Below are 15,690 nucleotides of genomic sequence, written 5' to 3'. Positions count from 1 at the left end.
GCCCGATGACCGCCGAACGCCAACCCGTCCGCCGCGCCCTGCTTTCCGTTTCCGACAAGACCGGCGTGGTCGAGCTGGCCCGCGGCCTGCACGCCCTCGGCGTCGACCTGCTGTCCACCGGCGGCACCGCCAAGGCCCTGCGCGAGGCCGGCCTGCCGGTCCGCGACGTCAGCGAAGTCACCGGCTTCCCGGAAATCATGGACGGCCGGGTCAAGACCCTGCACCCGAAGATCCACGGTGGCCTGCTCGGCCGCGAAGGCGTGGACGATGCGGTGATGGCCGAACACGGCATCGCCCCGATCGACCTGCTGGTGGTCAATCTCTATCCCTTCGTGCAGACGGTGTCCAAGCCCGGCTGCAGCTACGACGACGCCATCGAGAACATCGACATCGGCGGCCCGGCGATGCTGCGCGCCACCGCCAAGAACCACGCCCGCACGTCGGTCGTGGTCGACCCGGCCGACTACGACGACCTGCTCGACGCGCTGCAGGCCGGCGGCACCACCCCGGCCATGCGCCGCGGCTGGGCGGCCAAGGCCTACGCGCACACCGCGGCCTACGACGGCCAGATCGCCCAGTGGCTGTCGCCGCGGGCGGAAAATCCCGACGCGCCCGAAGCCTGGCCCAAGACCTTCCACGCCTCGCTGCAGCTGGCCTCGGCCCTGCGCTATGGCGAGAACCCGCACCAGCGCGGCGCCCTGTACCTGGAAGCCGGCGCCGGCGACGGCATCGTGGCGACCGCGCGATTCCTGCAGGGCAAGGAGCTGAGCTACAACAACCTGGCCGATGCCGACGCCGCGCTCGAGTGCGTCAAGGCCTTCGACGCCCCGGCCTGCGTCATCGTAAAGCATGCCAACCCCTGCGGCGTGGCCGTGGCAGCCAACCTGATGGACGCCTACGATCGCGCCTTCGCCGTCGACCCGACCTCGGCCTTCGGCGGCATCATCGCCTTCAACCGCGAGCTCGACGCCGCCACCGCGGCGGAGATCCTCAAGCGCCAGTTCGTCGAGGTGGTGATCGCGCCGTCCATCGCCGCCGACGCCCTGCCGGCGTTCGCCAAGAAGCCGAACGTGCGCGTGCTGGCCTGCGGCGAGCTGCGCGCGGCCGGCGGCCTGGAATACAAGCGCATCGCCGGTGGCCTGCTGGTGCAGGACGCCGACACCGACGCCCTGGGCGCCACCGACCTGAAGGTGGTTTCCAAGGTCGCGCCCTCCGAGCCCCAGCTGCGCGACCTGCTGTTCGCCTGGAAGGTGGCGATGTACGTCAAGTCCAACGCCATTGTTTATGCGAAAGACCTGCAGACCGTCGGCATCGGCGCCGGCCAGATGAGCCGCGTGGTCAGCGCGAAGATCGCGGGTCTCAAGGCCGAGGAAGCCGGGCTGGTCGTTCCGGGCTCGGTGATGGCCTCGGACGCCTTCTTCCCCTTCCGCGACGGCATCGACGCCGCCGCCCAGGCCGGCATCGCCGCGGTCATCCAGCCGGGGGGTTCGATGCGCGACGCCGAAGTCATCGCCGCCGCCGATGAACATGGCATGGCGATGGTGTTCACCGGCCGCCGGCACTTCCGCCACTGATGGCCAGCCAGGGCAGCTCGAACTGGGTCATCGCGATCGTCCTCGCGGCGGGAATCGCGATCATCGGCGGTGGCTGGTGGCTGGCCGAGAACCGTGCCGCCAAGGCGCGCGAGACCGTCGCGATCGCCGCGCGCATGCAGGCGATCGTCGACCAGTTCCAGCAGGGGCTGCCGCGTCCCTATGCCCCGGGACTCGAACTGCAGCAGGTGGCCTTCGAAGGCAGCGACCTGGTGATGACCATCCGCAGCCTGCATCGCCGCCGGCCCGCCGACGGGACCACCGACCCGAACCTCAGCCAGGTGGCGCAGGCCGAGAAGGCCCTGATGCTGCCGCTGTGCGAGCAGCCCGACGTGCTGTTCCTGCTTGCGCGCGGGGTCAGCATCAAACGCCGGTTCGTCGACGTCGACGGCAAACTCTTTTTCGACATCTCGCTCGCCTCGGCCGACTGCACGCGCTGAGCCGGGCCCATCTGCTTGAACGGGGAAACACGATGAAAGTCCTGGTGATCGGTTCCGGCGGCCGCGAACACGCCCTGGCCTGGAAGCTCGCGCAGTCGCCGCGGGTGGAGGAAGTGCTGGTCGCGCCCGGCAACGCCGGCACGGCCACCGAAGCCGGCTGCCGCAACGTCGACGTGCGCGCCTCCGACATCGACGGCCTGCTCAACCTGGCCGAAACCGAGGGCGTGGGCATGACCGTCGTCGGCCCCGAAGCGCCGCTGGTGCTGGGCGTGGTCGACCGTTTCCGCGAAGCCGGCCAGCCCATCTTCGGCCCCACTGCGCTCGCCGCGCGGCTGGAGGGTAGCAAGGCCTACGCCAAGGATTTCCTGGCCCGCCATGGCATCCCGACGGCGTATTACGCCGTGTTCGAAGACGCCGCCCTGGCCCTGCAGCACGTGCGCGACCACGGCGCGCCCATCGTCATCAAGGCCGACGGCCTGGCGGCCGGCAAGGGCGTGGTGGTGGCGATGACGGTGCAGGAGGCCGAGGCCGCCATCACCGACATGCTCGAGGGCAACGCCTTCGGCGAAGCGGGTTCGCGCGTGGTGATCGAGGAATTCCTCGACGGCGAGGAAGCCAGCTTCATTTCGATGGTGGATGGCGAGGTCGCGCTGGCGATGGCGACCAGCCAGGACCACAAGCGCGTCGGCGACGGCGACACCGGCCCCAACACCGGCGGCATGGGTGCGTACTCGCCGGCGCCGGTGGTCACGCCCGAGGTGCACGCGCGCATCATGCGGGAAGTCGTCGAGCCTACCGTACGCGGCATGGCCGCCGACGGCGTGCCCTTCACCGGCTTCCTCTACGCGGGCCTGATGATTTCGCCGGACGGAGCGCCCAAGGTCATCGAGTTCAACGTGCGGTTTGGCGACCCGGAAACCCAGCCGGTGATGCTGCGCCTGCGCAGCGACCTGCTCGACCTGGTCGAAGCCGCCGTCGCCGGCAAGCTCGCCGGCGTGCAGGCCGACTGGGACCCGCGCCCGAGCCTGGGCGTGGTGATGGCCGCGGAGAACTATCCCGGCACGCCGCGCACCGGCGACGTCATCGCCGGCCTGGCCACCGACCCGGGCCCGGACGCCAAGGTTTTCCACGCCGGCACCGCCATGAAGAACGGCCAGGTGGTGACCGCCGGCGGTCGGGTGCTGTGCGCCTGCGCGCTGGGCAAGGACATCGCCGATGCCCAGCGGCGTGCCTACGCCGCGGCCGACAACATCCACTGGGACGGCGTCTTCCAGCGCAGCGACATCGGCTGGCGGGCGATCGAGCGGGGCTGAGCCCGGTTTTGCTAGGCTTCGGCGGTCACGTCGGGGGAGCCCATGGCCCACAACCAGTTTGAACTGCTCGGCCAGCGGCGCTTCCTGCCGTTTTTCCTGGTCCAGTCCCTCGGCGCCTTCAACGACAACGTCTACCGGCAGGCGATCATCGCGCTGCTGTTTTTCCTGGGCGTATCGGCACAGGAACGCACGCTTTACACCAACCTGGCGCCGGCGCTGTTCATCCTGCCCTACTTCCTGTTTTCCGGACTGGCCGGGCAGATCGCCGAGAAGCTGGAGAAGCAGCGGCTGATCCGCATCACCACGGCGATGGAAATCGGCATCATGTCGGTCGCCGCCGTCGGCTTCCTGACCGAATCGATGGCGCTGCTGCTGGTGGCGCTATTCTGCACCGGCCTGCAGTCGACGCTGTTCGGCCCGGTGAAATATTCCATCCTGCCCAGCGTGCTCAAGCCCGAGGAACTGACCGGCGGCAACGGCCTGGTCGAGATGGGCACCTCGATGTCGATCCTGCTGGGCATGATCTTCGGCGGCATGATCTTCGTGGTGGCCGGGCAGGCCGGTCCGGAAGCTGCGGCGGCGTCGATCGTGGCGCTGGCGATCACCGGCAACCTGATCAGCCGCCTGGTGCCCCGGGTCGAGGCCTCGGCGCCGGACCTGAAGATCAACTGGAACCCGTTCCCGGAATCGCTCAAGGCCCTGCGCCTGGCGCGCAAGCAGCTGGCGGTGCGCAACGCCATCCTGGGCATTTCCTGGTTCTGGTTCGTCGGCACGGTGCTGACCGCGCAGCTGCCGACCTATGCCGAAACCTACCTGGGCGGTGGCAGCACGCTGTACCTGTTCTGCTTCGTGCTGTTTTCCGTGGGCACCGGCGTGGGTTCGCTGCTGTGCGAAAAGCTCAGCCGGCGCACCATCGAGATCGGCCTGGTGCCGCTGGGCGCGATCGGCATGACCGCGTTCTGCGCCGACCTGTATTTCGCGCAGCGCGGCCTGGCCACCAGCAGCGGCCTGACCGTGCGCGAGTTCATCGCCGCCGGCAACTGGCGCATCATCGCCGACCTCACGTTGATCGGCCTGTTCGCCGGCCTGTTCATCGTGCCGCTGTTCGCGCTGGTGCAGAGCCGCTCGCCGCGCGAGGAGCTGTCGCGGGTCATCGCCGGCCTGAACATCCAGAACGCCGGCTTCATCGTGCTCGCGGCGATGCTGGGCGTCTTGCTGCAGCGCGAGTCGCTGGCCATCGGCGGCGTGGTGCTGCCCTTGCCCGGCCTGAGCATCCCGGAACTGTTCCTGGCGCTGGCGATCGCCAACGCCGGCGTGTCGATCCTCATCTTTACCCTGGTGCCGGAGTTCTTCCTGCGCTTCCTGGCCTGGATCTACGTCTCGGTCTTTTACCGCGTGCGCATCACCGGCGTGGAAGAGCACGTGCCCGACGAAGGCCCGGCCCTGCTGGTCTGCAACCACGTCAGCTACATGGACCCGCTGGTGATCAGCGCCGCGGTGCCGCGGCCGATCCGGTTCGTCATGTACTACAAGATCTTCCGCATCCCCGGCATGAACTGGGTCTTCCGCGCCCATCGCGCCATTCCCATCGCCGGCGCGCGCGAAGACCCGGCGGTGATGGACGCCGCCTTCGCCGAGGTCCGGGCCGCGCTCGATGCCGGCGAACTGGTCTGCATTTTCCCGGAGGGCGCGCTGACCAAGGACGGCGACATCGCGAAGTTCAAGGGCGGTGTCGAGCGCATCCTGGAGAAATCGCCGGTGCCGGTCGTGCCGATGGCGTTGACGGGCCTGTGGGACAGCATGTGGTCGCGCCGCGACAGCCGCCTGGGCCGCCTGCGCGTGCCTCGCCGGCTGCGCGCCGCGGTCGGCCTGGTGGCCGACGCACCGGTGCCGGGCGAGACCGCCACCGCGGCCTCGCTGGAAGCCCGCGTGCGCGAACTTCGCGGCGATCGTCCCTGAACTCGTTGACGTGGCGCGCACCGAGCCGCTAGTTTTCCCCTACCAGGTGCCCTTGCGTGCACCCTCACCATCCAGGGGAAAACCATGAACTGCACCAACTGCGGCCACCAGAACACGGCCGGCGCCACCGTTTGCGAACAGTGCGGCGCCGCGTTGGCCGTCGCCCCGCCGACCCCGCCGATGTCCGATACCCCCGCCACGCCGCCACCGCAGGCCGCGGTCGCGCCCGGCGCCGGCGTGCGGGCGCCGATTCCCAACCACCTGGTCTGGGCGATCCTGGTGACGCTGTTCTGCTGCCTGCCGGGCGGTATCGTCGCCATCGTTTATGCCGCCCAGGTCGACGGCAAGGCCGCCGCCGGCGACTACGCCGGTGCGCAGCAGTCGTCCGACAACGCCAAGCTCTGGTGCTGGATCTCGCTGGGCGTGGGCCTGGTCGCCATCGTCGCCTGGCTGGGCCTGGTGATGCTGGGCGCGCTGGCGGATGCCGGCAACTACTGACCCGCTGCCCCCGACGCGGCGCCACCCGCTCGGCCTGGCGCTGCTCGCCCTGGCCGGGCTGGCGGGCGCCGTGCTGCTTTGGAACGTGGACCCGACCCAGGCCGGCAGCCCGCTGCCACCCTGCCCGTCGCAGTGGCTGACGGGCCTGTTCTGCCCCGGCTGCGGCACCACGCGCGCGCTGCACGCACTGCTGCATCTCGACCTTGCCGGTGCGCTGGCAATGAATCCCCTGCTGGTACTGTCGCTGCCCTTCGTGGGTTTGCTGCTGGCGAACCAGTTCTTCGCCCTGCCGGGCGCCTGGCGCACCGTCACCGGCCGCATCGGCGACGCCCGCCCCTGGGCCGTGGTGCTGATTGCCTACGCCGTGGCACGCAACCTGCCATGGGAACCTTTCACCTGGCTTGCCCCTGGAGTCTGACGCCGTGATCTGCAGCCGTTGCCATCACCCCAACCCGGAAGGCGCCAGCACCTGCGCCAGTTGCGGAAACGTCCTGATCGTCACCATGCCGACACCGCCTGCCGGCATGCACTCCGTGCCCAACCACCTGGTCTGGGCAATTTTGATGACGCTGTTCTGCTGCCTGCCAGGCGGCATCGTCGCACTGGTCTACGCCAGCCGCGTTGATGCCTTGATGTCAGGCAGGCAGTTCGACGCGGCGCGGGAAGCTTCGGACAAGGCCCGGTTCTGGTGCCTGGTTTCCCTGTTCACGCCGCTATTGGGTTTCGCGGCGTACTTGCTGCTGATCGCGTTCGGCCTGGGACTTGGCGCCCTGTCGGGCGGCTACTAGCGCCAGCTCTCGTTGGCGCGCAGCTTGGCGCGCACTTCGGGCGACGCGTAGAAGCCGGTCAGGCCACAGCGCGTCCTCCGATAAACCGATCTTTGTGGGAGGGACTTCAGTCCCGATAGCTTCGGGACTGAAGTCCCTCCCACAGCAAGTGGCTCAGGTCGCCCAGCCGGCGAGCACCAGCAGCGCCAGCACGCCCAGCCACAGCAGCAGGATGCGCCAGACCAGGCTCATCGCGTCGCGCAGCTCCAGCAGCGCCGACGCCTGGGCCGGGCCGTCGACGGCGTAGGCGTCTTCCTCGGCCAGTTCGCTGGCCACCGAGGCGCGGGCGGCGGCGCCCAGGAAGCCCACGTCCAGGCGCAGGCCACCGGCGGCGTGCCAGTCACGCCAGGCGCTGACCACGCGGTCGAAATCGGCCGCCAGCGCCATCGCGAAGGTCATCAGCTGTGCCACCGGCCAATCCAGCACGGCCAGCGCCGTACGCGCGACGCCGCGCTGCCCGGCAGGCAGGCTGCGGCGGGCTTCGCCCTGCGCGCTCAGCGACACCAGGCGGTAGCCGATGGCGCCGACCGCGCCGGCCACCAGGAACCAGAACAGCACGCCGAACCAGCGCCACAGCGCGCAGCGGAACACCGCCTCGACCAGGGCCGGGCCTTCGCAGACGGGTTCGCCGCCGGTATGGAACAGCGACTGCGCGGCTTCACGCCGCGCTTCGGGCGTGCGCGCCTCGATGATGTTCTCGACGTCCAGGTCGAGGTCGCGTGGGCCCCAGGTGTAAAGCAGGGCCAGCAGCGCGAAGACGAAGGCCGGCAGGCCGTAGAAGACGTCGTCGATGAAGAACTGGATCGCGCCCACCGCCAGCAGCGGCAGGCCCACGGCCAGCAGCAGGCCGACCTTGTTGGGCCAGTCGCTGCCCGACTGCCGGCCCAGCCAGTGCAGCCAGCCGATGAACCAGTCGTAGCGTCGCAGCAGCGGCAGCGAGGGGAAGACATGCCCCAGCAGCAGTGCGAAGACGACGGCGATGAGGGCGGCGGACATGGGGGGATTCTAGCCTTGTTGGGCCAGCCATTCCTCGATGAGGGTGCGCGCGATGGAAAGCCGGGGCGAGAGCTTGAGTTCGCCGGCGGCGACCTCGCGCTCGATGTCGGCGCGCGTGAACCAACGCGCCTGTTCCAGTTCGTCGCTGACCCGCGGCACCACCGGCTCGCCGATGGCGTGGAAACCCACCATCAGCGAGCCCGGGAACGGCCAGGGCTGCGACGCCGAATAGCGGGTGGACAACACCGGCACCGCGGCTTCTTCCATCACCTCGCGGGCGATGGCCTGCTCGAGCGATTCCCCGGGTTCGACGAAACCCGCCAGCACCGACCAGCGGCCGGCCGGCCAGCTGGCCTGGCGCCCCAGCAGCAGGCGGCTGCCGTCGGTGACGGCGACGATGACCGCCGGGTCGGTGCGCGGGTAGTGGTCGAGGCCGCAGCCGGGGCAGTTGGCGCTGTAGCCGGCCCGCCCGAACACCACCGCCGCGCCACAGGCGCCGCAATGGCGGTTGCGCTGCTGCCAGTGCACCAGGGCGCGGGCCTGGGCCAGGGCCGAGGCCGGCAGCGCCGGCCAGGTGGCCGCGGCCTCACGCAGGCCCAGGCGCCCGGGCAGGGGATCTTGCAGGGACTCGTGCGGCAGTACGAACCAGGCGGTCTCGCCGTCCACGCCCAGCAGGCTGGCGGTGGCCGGCCGCGTGTCGGCCAGGCGCGAGCCGCTGCAGATGACGTCCTCGGGCGAGGCTTCGGCACCGGTCGCCGGCGCGGTTTCCTTCGAGGGCCGGCGGAATCGCGCCAGGCCCTCGGCGTCCACCACCAGCACGCGGGCCGTGGGCCAGCGGGCGTCGAGCCCGGCGGCGTCCTCACGCAGCAGTTCGGCGCGGTCCAGGCCCGGGCCGCGGAAGGCGAAACCGGACGGCACGGCGCTCACGCAGGCGGCTTCAGGCCGAGAAGCTGCTGCCGCAGCCGCAGGTGGTCTTGGCGTTGGGGTTGCGAATGACGAACTGCGCGCCCTGCAGGCTCTCGCGGTAGTCGACCTCGGCGCCCATCAGGTATTGCAGGCTCAGCGGGTCCACCAGCAGGGTGACGCCGTCGCGCTGCAGGGCCAGGTCGTCCTCGGCCTGCTGTTCGTCGAACTCGAAGCCGTACTGGAAGCCTGAACAGCCACCGCCGGTGATGTAGACCCGCAGCTTGAGCCCCGGGTTGCCTTCCTCGGCGATGAGGGAGGCGACCTTGGCCGCCGCGGCGGCGGTGAAGTCGAGCGGCGCGTCGAGCTGCTGGTAGCTGGGATGCATTTGCATGGCGGCAAGATGGGGCCTCCCGGCCCCGGTTTCAAGCCTGCTGGGGCTCGGCTTCGGCTTTTGCCGCCTTGCCGCGCAGCGGCGCGGGCGCCGGCGCCGCGGCTTCCGCGGCCGGACCGGTGAGCTGGGCCAGCGGTGCCTCGGCATGGATGAGGCGGCCGGTGATCATGGCGCCGGCGGCCATTTCGACCACCTTGTAGTGGATGTTGCCCTGGACACGGGCGTTGGCGGCCAGTTCGACGCGCTCGCTGGCATGGACGTCGCCGGTCATGGTGCCGCTGATCACCACCACGGGCGCGCGCACCTCGCCTTCGATGCGGCCGTCTTCGGCCAGCGTCAGCACGGCGGCCGAACCGTCGTCGGCGACGACCTTGCCGTAGATGGTGCCTTCCACGTACAGGCCACCGGAAAAGTTGATGTCGCCACGGATGACCGCGCGCGGCCCGACCAGGGTTTCCACGGCATTGCCGTGGCGGGGGGATTTTTTGTCGCTGCCGAACATGTCTAGTCTCCTCGCGGCGCACGCGCTTCCCAGGGGAAGGCTTGCTCCACGGTACTGCCATCCGAGCGCAACTGCACCCGGACGCGCTGGGGGGTAAAGCCTTCGGGCAGCATCACGCTGCCTTCGAGCTGTTGGAAATAGCGGAACGAGAACGGCTGGCCGGATGCGTCCGGCTTCTGTAGGAGTTCTTGCCAGCCCAGGTTGACCAGGCGGCCCTCGCTGACGCCTTCCACCGACAGGCGCGCTTCGCCCTTGCTGATGGCGCCGCGGTTGAGGTTCTGAGTGAGGGTGACGGTGTAACGCCAGGTACCGCCGGATTCGGGCGCGAACACGGCCTCGTGCACGCTCAGGCCGCGGCGCTGGCCGGTGGCACCGACCAGGCGTTCATAAAAGGCGACGTCGGCGCGCAGCGCCGAGACTTCTTCCTCGCGCTCGGCCAGGGTGGCCTGCAGCTCGGTATTGGCGGCCCGGCTGATCTGGTCGCTGCGGCGCAGGGTGGCGACGTTCTGGCGCAGCTGGCGGGCCACGTCCTCGGAGCGGGTGGCGCGCTCGCTGGCCAGCCTCAGCTCCTGGCGCAGCTGGCCCAGGCCCGGCGCGGCGCGCTCGGAGGCGACCATCCAGACCGCCACCAGGCTCGCCAGCCACAGCGCCAGGCCAACCGCCAGCAGCACGCGGGCATAGGGCCGGTGCGGCACGATGACGAAGCGATGTTTCTCGGGGGCGGGGGTATTCATGACCTTAGGGGGTCGCGCCGGCGCGCGTAGCCGGCCAACTTAAGCGGGCGCACCCGGCCAGCGTCAAGGCGGGGGACCACTATACTGTGAACCACGTCACGTTCCGGGGGCCGGCATGACCGAAGCGCACATCTTTGCCCTGGGCCTGGCCCTGGCCTGTCTGGCCGGCGTCCGCGCCTACTTCACCGTGTTCGGCGTGGGCCTGGCCGGCCTCATGGGCTGGGTGGACCTGCCCGCCGCCCTGGAAGTCACCACCTCGCCCTGGGTGATGGGCACCGCCGGCGCCCTGGCCATCGTCGAATTCGCCGCCGACAAGATCCCCGGCGTGGATTCAGGCTGGGACCTGCTGCAAACCCTGGCGCGCATCCCCGCCGGCGCCTTCCTGGCGGCCGCCACGCTGTCCGACGACGGCCAACTCGCCACCAGCGCCCTGGTGCTGGGCGGCGGCGCGGCGCTGGGCACGCACCTGCTCAAGTCGGGAACGCGGGCCCTCATCAACGCGTCACCCGAACCGGTATCGAATTGGGCAGCGTCGGCCGGCGAAGACACCGCGGCGTTCGGCGCGCTGGCGCTGGTGTTCAGCTACCCCTGGCTTTCGCTGGCCGTGCTGCTGGGTGTTTTGCTTGCCGGCGCGCTGTTCGTGGCCTGGCTGGCGCGCTGGGCCTGGCGTTTGTCCGGCAGGACAGCTGCCGACCGTTAGCCTTCATGCATAATCCAAGGCCAAACAGGGGCCACGCGATGAATCCGCACGACGAGTCACGACTCGCCGCACACCGACCCGCCTTCCTGCGCCACTTGCCGCGGCGCGTGGAGAAGATCGGCCGCCGCCTGCACCATTTCCTGCAGGACGGCTGGGACATCAACGGCCTGGCCTTGCTCAATGAGGATGCACTGAGCCTGGGCCATGCCTGCCAGCAACACGGGCTGGACGAAGCCGGCCAGCATTTCCTGCACCTGCACGAACTGCTCGACGACACCCTGCAGCAGCAGGCCCTGCCCGACCCGGAAACCGGCGAACGCCTGTGGCACCTGGTCGAGGATATTGGCCAGGCCGTGCCGATGGGCGCCGAGGCCGGTGCCGACATCTCCGCACCGCCCCGCGTGGTGCAGCAAAGCGGCCGTGCCGAAACGCCGCCGGCGAACTACTGGCGCCGATGGGGCGAAGATGCCCCGGCAGCGACCGCAACGACGGTCGCCGAAGAAGCGCCGGCGCCGGCACCGCCGCCGCCCGCTCCCGAACCCACTCCGGCCCCGGCCCCGGCGGCCGCCCCGGCCGCGAAACCGGCACCCAAGCCGGCCGCGCCCCGACCGCAGGTTCCTCCCATGACCGAGACCACCCACGATGTCACCGGTGTCCGCGTCTACCACCTGACCGAACACGGCCCGCTGTCACTCGAACTCGACCAACGCATGGAAGCCGCCGGCTACGAAGTCGAGCTGCTTGAAAGCGCCGAGGAGCTCAGCGAACTGCTGGGCGCCCTGCCCGCGCGCCTGGCGCTGGTGGACGCCGGCTTCAGCGACCAGCTCGACGAGATCGGCGCCACGGTGCGCGCGGCGCGCGGCCTCAGCAGCCAGCCGATCCAGCTGGTGGCGCTGAGCGAGGCCGACGACATCACCCTGCGCCTGAACGCCCAGCGCGCCGGCGTCGACCTGCTGCTGGTCGAGCCCAACGCCGGCGAGGTGCTCAAGCGCCTGGGCCAGCTGATCAGTCCCGGCGGCGGCGAACCCTTCCGCATCCTCATCGTCGAAGACGACCGCAACCAAGCCCTGTTCGCCGAAGGCATCCTGCGCAACGCCGGCATGCGGACGGACGTGGTGCTCGATCCGCTGGACGTGCTCGAGGCCCTGCACCGCTTCAATCCCGACCTGATCCTGATGGACCTGCACATGCCGCATGCCAACGGCATCGAGCTGACGGTGCTGATCCGCGACCAGGACCCCTTCCTGCACACGCCCATCGTTTTCCTGTCCGGCGAATCCGACACCGATCGCCAGTTCGAAACGCTGGAAGCCGGCGGCGACGACTTCATCTCCAAGCCGGTGCGCCCCAAACACCTGATCGCCGCCGTGCAGAACCGGGTCTCCCGCCACCGGGCTTCGCAGGAAAAACAATCGCGTCGTGGCGACCGGCATCCGGAAACCGGCCTGCTGCACCGCACCGAGGTGCGCGAGCAGGTGGTCGAAAGCCTGGCGGCGGCGCACGAGGCCAGCCCCGGCGGCGTATTGTTCCTGGAAGTGGAAAGCGTGAACCTGCTGCGCGACCGCTTGGGCCTGACCGTGCTCGAACAATTGCTGGCCTCGGTCGGCAAGCTGGTCGGCGAACAGGCCGGCAGCCGGCCGGCCACGCGTTTTGGCGATGGCAGTTTCGTCGTGCTCGACACCGGGCGCGACGAAGCCGGCCTGGAGGCATTCGCCATCCAGCTGCGCACGCTGCTGGTGCAGCATCCGTTCAACGTGCAGGGCCATCCGCTGCGCCTGCGCGTGTCGGTGGGCGTCTGCGCCTTCCGCCATCGTTTCACCGACGTGGCCGAACTGCTGGACGTGGCCGAACGCATGGCGCGCGAAGCCCGCACCCAGGACAAGGGCGTGCGCCGCTACCAGCCGACGCAGCCCACCGAGGCCGCCCGCGAAACCGCGCTGGTCAACGAGATCCGCGAAGCGATCGCCCGCAACAGCCTGGAACTGCTGTACCAGCCGGTGGTGGCCGTGGCCGGCAGCGACGACAGCCAGTACCAGGTGCTGCTGCGCCTGCGCGACGCCAATGGCAAGCTGTTGCCGGCTGCGGAAGTCGTGCCGCTGGCCGAACGCGGCGACTTCATCACCGACATCGACCGCTGGGTGATGCAGGCAGCCATGAAGCTGGTGCGCGACCGTCGCGCCGAAGGCAAGTCGCTGCGCCTGTTCGTCACCCAGTCGGCGCTGACCCTGGCCGACCCGGGCCAGGCCACCTGGCTCAAGGCCGAGCTGGCGGCGCACGACGTGCCAGGCACGTCGCTGGTGGTGGAACTGCGCATGGAAGACGCCGGCATCCATTCGGGCACCATCCGCGCGTTCTGCGACGCCATGGTCGCCGACGGCCTGCAGTTCTGCCTGAGCCAGTTCGAGGCCAGCGACGCCACCGACCGGCTGTTCGACGAGCTGCCGCTGGGCTTCGTGAAGCTGGCGCGCAAGTACACCTCGACGGCGCTGTCGTCGACGCTCCGCGACGAGCTCAAGGTGCTCATCGACCGGGCCCACCGCCGCGGCCTGGAAGTGATCGGCCACGGCGTCGAGGACGCCCAGGCGGCCGCCACGCTGTGGATGAGCGGCATCGACTTCATCCAGGGCAACCTGGTGCAGCAGGCCGACCGCGGCATGGACTTCGACTTCCAGCAGGCGGTGCTTTGAATGAAGCCGAACCCGAATGACGCCCTGATCGTCCGCTGGCTGGCGCTGTCCGGCGCCGGTGGTGCCGCGATCGCCGCGGCCATGGGACATTTCAGCGACAACTGGCTGTGGCAGTCGGCGGCCCTGATCGCGGCGCTGCTGGCCTTCGCCGGCGCGGCGGGTTTCTGGCGCGCGTTCACCCTGCGTAACCGTGCGCTGCAGCAGGCCGCCCAGGCCACCGGCGAACAGACCCGCGAGGTGAACGCACTGCAGGAAGAACTGGCCCTGCACCGCCGGCTCGAGCGCGAACTGACCGAGGCCAAGCAGGCCGCCGAGTCGGCGATGATGGCCAAGGGCGAATTCCTGGCGACGATGAGCCACGAGATCCGCACGCCGCTCAACGGCATCATCCCGATGCTGGACCTGCTGATGAGCAGCCGGCTCCAGCCCGACCAGCAGGACATCGTGCGCACGGCCTACACATCGGCGCGGCAGATGCAGCGTATCGTCGACGACATCCTGGATTACTCCAAGCTCGAAGCGAACAAGGTGACGCTGGAAACCACCAGTTTCAACCTGCGGGAGCTGCTCGATTCGGTGTTCCGCCTGATGGAAAAGCCGGCCGAGTCCAAGGGCCTGCGCCTGAGCCTGCAGATCGACCCGGCCGTGCGCCTGGCCGTGCGTGGCGACCCTGTGCGCCTGCGCCAGGTGCTGACCAACCTGCTGTCGAACGCGGTGAAGTTCACCGAACGGGGTTCGGTCAGCCTGGCGGTGAGCCGCCGCGGCGAGACCCGCAGCCAGCATGAACTGCGCTTTGAAGTGGTGGACACCGGCATCGGCATCGCCAAGGACGCGCGCCTGTTCCGGGCCTTCAGCCAGGCCGACGCCAGCACCACCCGCCTCTACGGCGGCACCGGCCTGGGCCTGGTCATCTGCAAGCGCATCGTCGACCTGATGGGCGGCAGCATCGGCGTGGATTCCGAGCCGGGGCGCGGCAGCACCTTCTGGTTCGAAGTGCCGCTGCTCAAGGCCGCCGGCGACATCCAGGGCCAGCGCACCGACCTCAACGGCGCCCGCGTGCTGCTGCTGTCCACCGACGCCGGCCTGCGCCAGCGACTGGACCAGGCCGCGCCCGGCTGGGGCGCCAACCTCAGCCAGACCGAAACCACCCAGGACGCCCTGACCAAACTGCGCACGGCGCTGCAGCGCGGCGCCAACTGGAGCTTCGACCTGTTGCTGGTGGATCTGCAAAGCGTGCGCAGCACGGCCATCGCCCTGCACCGCAACCTGCGCCGCACGCCCGAACTGGAGGACCTGCGCGTGGTTTACCTGCACGGCGAAGAGTCGGTCGCCGCCGAACTGATGAATGGCCCGCATGCCCTGCTGCTGCCGCGTGCGATCGGCGGCTCCGAACTGCGCAATGCCCTGACCGGCTTCCTGTCGGCGGGACCGGCCCAGGCCAGCCTCAACGAAGACAATCCGCTGCCGCCCGAGCGCGAGCTGGTGGTGCCCGGCGCCGAACCCGATCCCGAACCGCCCAAGGGCCGCCTGCGTGGCCGCCTGCTGCTGGTCGAGGACAATCCGGTGAACCTGATGGTCGCCCAGCGCCTGGTCGGCCTGCTGGGCCTGCAGTGCGAAACCGCCGACAACGGCGAGAAGGCGCTCGAGCGCATGGTCCAGGGCAATCTGGACGTGGTGCTGATGGACTGCCAGATGCCGGTGAAGGACGGCTACACGGCCACCCGCGAATGGCGCCAGCACGAACTGGCGAACAACATGGCGCGCCTGCCGGTGATCGCGATGACCGCCAACGCGATGGCCGGCGACCGCCAGAAGTGCCTGGACGCCGGCATGGACGACTACCTGTCCAAGCCGGTGGACCGGCGCCTGCTGGAGGCCACCCTGGCCCGCTGGCTGGCCGCCAAGCCGGTGAACGCTGGCGGCCCCGCGCCGCCGATGCCGCGCAGCACCGGCACCGACACCCACGCCGACGGCGAGGCCATGCCCGCCCGGGCCACCGCGACGTCCCCGATGCCGTCGCCCGTGCCGGCATCCCGGCCTGCGGCGCCGTCGATTCCGCGGCCGATTTCCCCCTTCCCGCCGCGCCCGGGCAGCAGCGAGTCCCGGCCCGGCGTCGGCAGCGGCATGCCTGCCCGCCAGGGCGCG

General features: G+C 70.0%; 15 protein-coding genes and 1 pseudogene. 11 read left to right on the top strand and 5 right to left on the bottom strand.

Going from position 1 to position 15,690, the window contains the following annotated elements; all coding sequences use genetic code 11:
- Nucleotides 1-5: 5 nt before the first annotated feature.
- The 8 genes and pseudogenes from purH to N788_RS03785 all read left to right on the top strand — a co-directional run bounded on the left by purH (nt 6) and on the right by N788_RS03785 (nt 6,590).
- On the top strand, nt 6-1,574 hold the full coding sequence (purH, locus tag N788_RS03815) for a bifunctional phosphoribosylaminoimidazolecarboxamide formyltransferase/IMP cyclohydrolase (protein WP_034221184.1): 1,569 nt from the start codon (nt 6-8) through the stop codon (nt 1,572-1,574).
- The gene (locus N788_RS03810) at nt 1,574-2,032 is read left to right on the top strand and encodes a hypothetical protein (RefSeq protein WP_034221182.1); all 459 of its coding nucleotides are present in this window, start codon (nt 1,574-1,576) and stop codon (nt 2,030-2,032) included. Before purH ends, N788_RS03810 begins: the two co-directional genes overlap by 1 nt.
- Nucleotides 2,033-2,064: 32 nt before the next feature.
- Complete coding sequence (gene purD / locus N788_RS03805) at nt 2,065-3,345, top strand: phosphoribosylamine--glycine ligase (protein ID WP_034221180.1); 1,281 nt, start codon at nt 2,065-2,067, stop codon at nt 3,343-3,345.
- A 42-nt stretch (nt 3,346-3,387) separates the two neighbouring features.
- Entirely contained in the window at nt 3,388-5,304 is a 1,917-nt protein-coding gene (locus tag N788_RS03800; RefSeq protein WP_034221178.1) for an MFS transporter, read from the top strand.
- Between the two features lie 84 nt (nt 5,305-5,388).
- Nucleotides 5,389-5,454 (top strand): annotated as a pseudogene (locus tag N788_RS15125) (zinc-ribbon domain-containing protein); the annotation flags it as partial.
- A gap of 30 nt (nt 5,455-5,484) precedes the next feature.
- On the top strand, nt 5,485-5,802 hold the full coding sequence (locus N788_RS15035; protein WP_034221353.1) for a CD225/dispanin family protein: 318 nt from the start codon (nt 5,485-5,487) through the stop codon (nt 5,800-5,802).
- Nucleotides 5,786-6,220 carry a DUF2752 domain-containing protein gene (locus tag N788_RS03790; RefSeq protein WP_051924333.1) on the top strand — a complete coding sequence of 145 codons (435 nt, stop codon included), beginning with the start codon at nt 5,786-5,788 and terminating at the stop codon, nt 6,218-6,220. Before N788_RS15035 ends, N788_RS03790 begins: the two co-directional genes overlap by 17 nt.
- Before the next feature lie 4 nt (nt 6,221-6,224).
- A complete protein-coding gene (locus N788_RS03785; RefSeq protein WP_244444078.1) occupies nt 6,225-6,590 on the top strand; it encodes a CD225/dispanin family protein in 366 nt (121 codons plus the stop codon).
- 153 nt (nt 6,591-6,743) lie between these two features.
- Here N788_RS03785 and N788_RS03780 read toward each other — a convergent pair whose 3' ends face one another.
- The 5 genes from N788_RS03780 to N788_RS03760 are packed head-to-tail and all read right to left on the bottom strand — an operon-like array spanning nt 6,744 to nt 10,158.
- Nucleotides 6,744-7,625, bottom strand: a complete 882-nt coding sequence (locus tag N788_RS03780; protein ID WP_034221175.1) for a hypothetical protein — start codon at nt 7,623-7,625, stop codon at nt 6,744-6,746.
- 9 nt (nt 7,626-7,634) lie between these two features.
- Nucleotides 7,635-8,552: an NAD(+) diphosphatase gene (nudC, locus tag N788_RS03775; protein ID WP_034221173.1), complete on the bottom strand. Its 918-nt coding sequence runs from the start codon at nt 8,550-8,552 to the stop codon at nt 7,635-7,637.
- Between the two features lie 10 nt (nt 8,553-8,562).
- Nucleotides 8,563-8,922 (bottom strand): iron-sulfur cluster insertion protein ErpA, encoded by a 360-nt coding sequence (gene erpA / locus N788_RS03770; RefSeq protein ID WP_034221170.1) that lies wholly within the window; start codon nt 8,920-8,922, stop codon nt 8,563-8,565.
- A gap of 31 nt (nt 8,923-8,953) precedes the next feature.
- The gene (locus N788_RS03765; RefSeq protein ID WP_034221168.1) at nt 8,954-9,424 is read right to left on the bottom strand and encodes a bactofilin family protein; all 471 of its coding nucleotides are present in this window, start codon (nt 9,422-9,424) and stop codon (nt 8,954-8,956) included.
- Between the two features lie 2 nt (nt 9,425-9,426).
- On the bottom strand, nt 9,427-10,158 hold the full coding sequence (locus N788_RS03760; RefSeq protein WP_034221165.1) for a DUF6776 family protein: 732 nt from the start codon (nt 10,156-10,158) through the stop codon (nt 9,427-9,429).
- A gap of 115 nt (nt 10,159-10,273) precedes the next feature.
- Between N788_RS03760 and N788_RS03755 the strand changes: the two genes are divergently transcribed.
- From N788_RS03755 to N788_RS03740, 3 genes are all read left to right on the top strand, one after another.
- Nucleotides 10,274-10,858: a DUF4126 domain-containing protein gene (locus N788_RS03755; RefSeq protein ID WP_034221163.1), complete on the top strand. Its 585-nt coding sequence runs from the start codon at nt 10,274-10,276 to the stop codon at nt 10,856-10,858.
- A gap of 38 nt (nt 10,859-10,896) precedes the next feature.
- Nucleotides 10,897-13,545 carry an EAL domain-containing protein gene (locus tag N788_RS03745; protein WP_051924331.1) on the top strand — a complete coding sequence of 883 codons (2,649 nt, stop codon included), beginning with the start codon at nt 10,897-10,899 and terminating at the stop codon, nt 13,543-13,545.
- The coding region (locus N788_RS03740) for an ATP-binding protein (RefSeq protein ID WP_051924330.1) at nt 13,546-15,690 on the top strand (2,145 nt) is incomplete at its 3' end.

It is taken from the genome of Arenimonas donghaensis DSM 18148 = HO3-R19, assembly GCF_000743535.1.
Lineage (GTDB): Bacteria > Pseudomonadota > Gammaproteobacteria > Xanthomonadales > Xanthomonadaceae > Arenimonas > Arenimonas donghaensis.
This window is presented reverse-complemented; position numbering and strand designations above follow the sequence as displayed.

Bases quoted from the DNA above. Each gene is read 5' to 3' on its own strand.
- purH (WP_034221184.1), top strand. From the start codon at position 6: ATGACCGCCGAACGCCAACCCGTCCGCCGCGCCCTGCTTTCCGTTTCC.
- N788_RS03810 (WP_034221182.1), top strand. From the start codon at position 1,574: ATGGCCAGCCAGGGCAGCTCGAACTGGGTCATCGCGATCGTCCTCGCG.
- purD (WP_034221180.1), top strand. From the start codon at position 2,065: ATGAAAGTCCTGGTGATCGGTTCCGGCGGCCGCGAACACGCCCTGGCC.
- N788_RS03800 (WP_034221178.1), top strand. From the start codon at position 3,388: ATGGCCCACAACCAGTTTGAACTGCTCGGCCAGCGGCGCTTCCTGCCG.
- N788_RS15035 (WP_034221353.1), top strand. From the start codon at position 5,485: ATGTCCGATACCCCCGCCACGCCGCCACCGCAGGCCGCGGTCGCGCCC.
- N788_RS03790 (WP_051924333.1), top strand. From the start codon at position 5,786: ATGCCGGCAACTACTGACCCGCTGCCCCCGACGCGGCGCCACCCGCTC.
- N788_RS03780 (WP_034221175.1), bottom strand. From the start codon at position 7,625: ATGTCCGCCGCCCTCATCGCCGTCGTCTTCGCACTGCTGCTGGGGCAT.
- erpA (WP_034221170.1), bottom strand. From the start codon at position 8,922: ATGCAAATGCATCCCAGCTACCAGCAGCTCGACGCGCCGCTCGACTTC.
- N788_RS03765 (WP_034221168.1), bottom strand. From the start codon at position 9,424: ATGTTCGGCAGCGACAAAAAATCCCCCCGCCACGGCAATGCCGTGGAA.
- N788_RS03760 (WP_034221165.1), bottom strand. From the start codon at position 10,158: ATGAATACCCCCGCCCCCGAGAAACATCGCTTCGTCATCGTGCCGCAC.
- N788_RS03755 (WP_034221163.1), top strand. From the start codon at position 10,274: ATGACCGAAGCGCACATCTTTGCCCTGGGCCTGGCCCTGGCCTGTCTG.
- N788_RS03745 (WP_051924331.1), top strand. From the start codon at position 10,897: ATGAATCCGCACGACGAGTCACGACTCGCCGCACACCGACCCGCCTTC.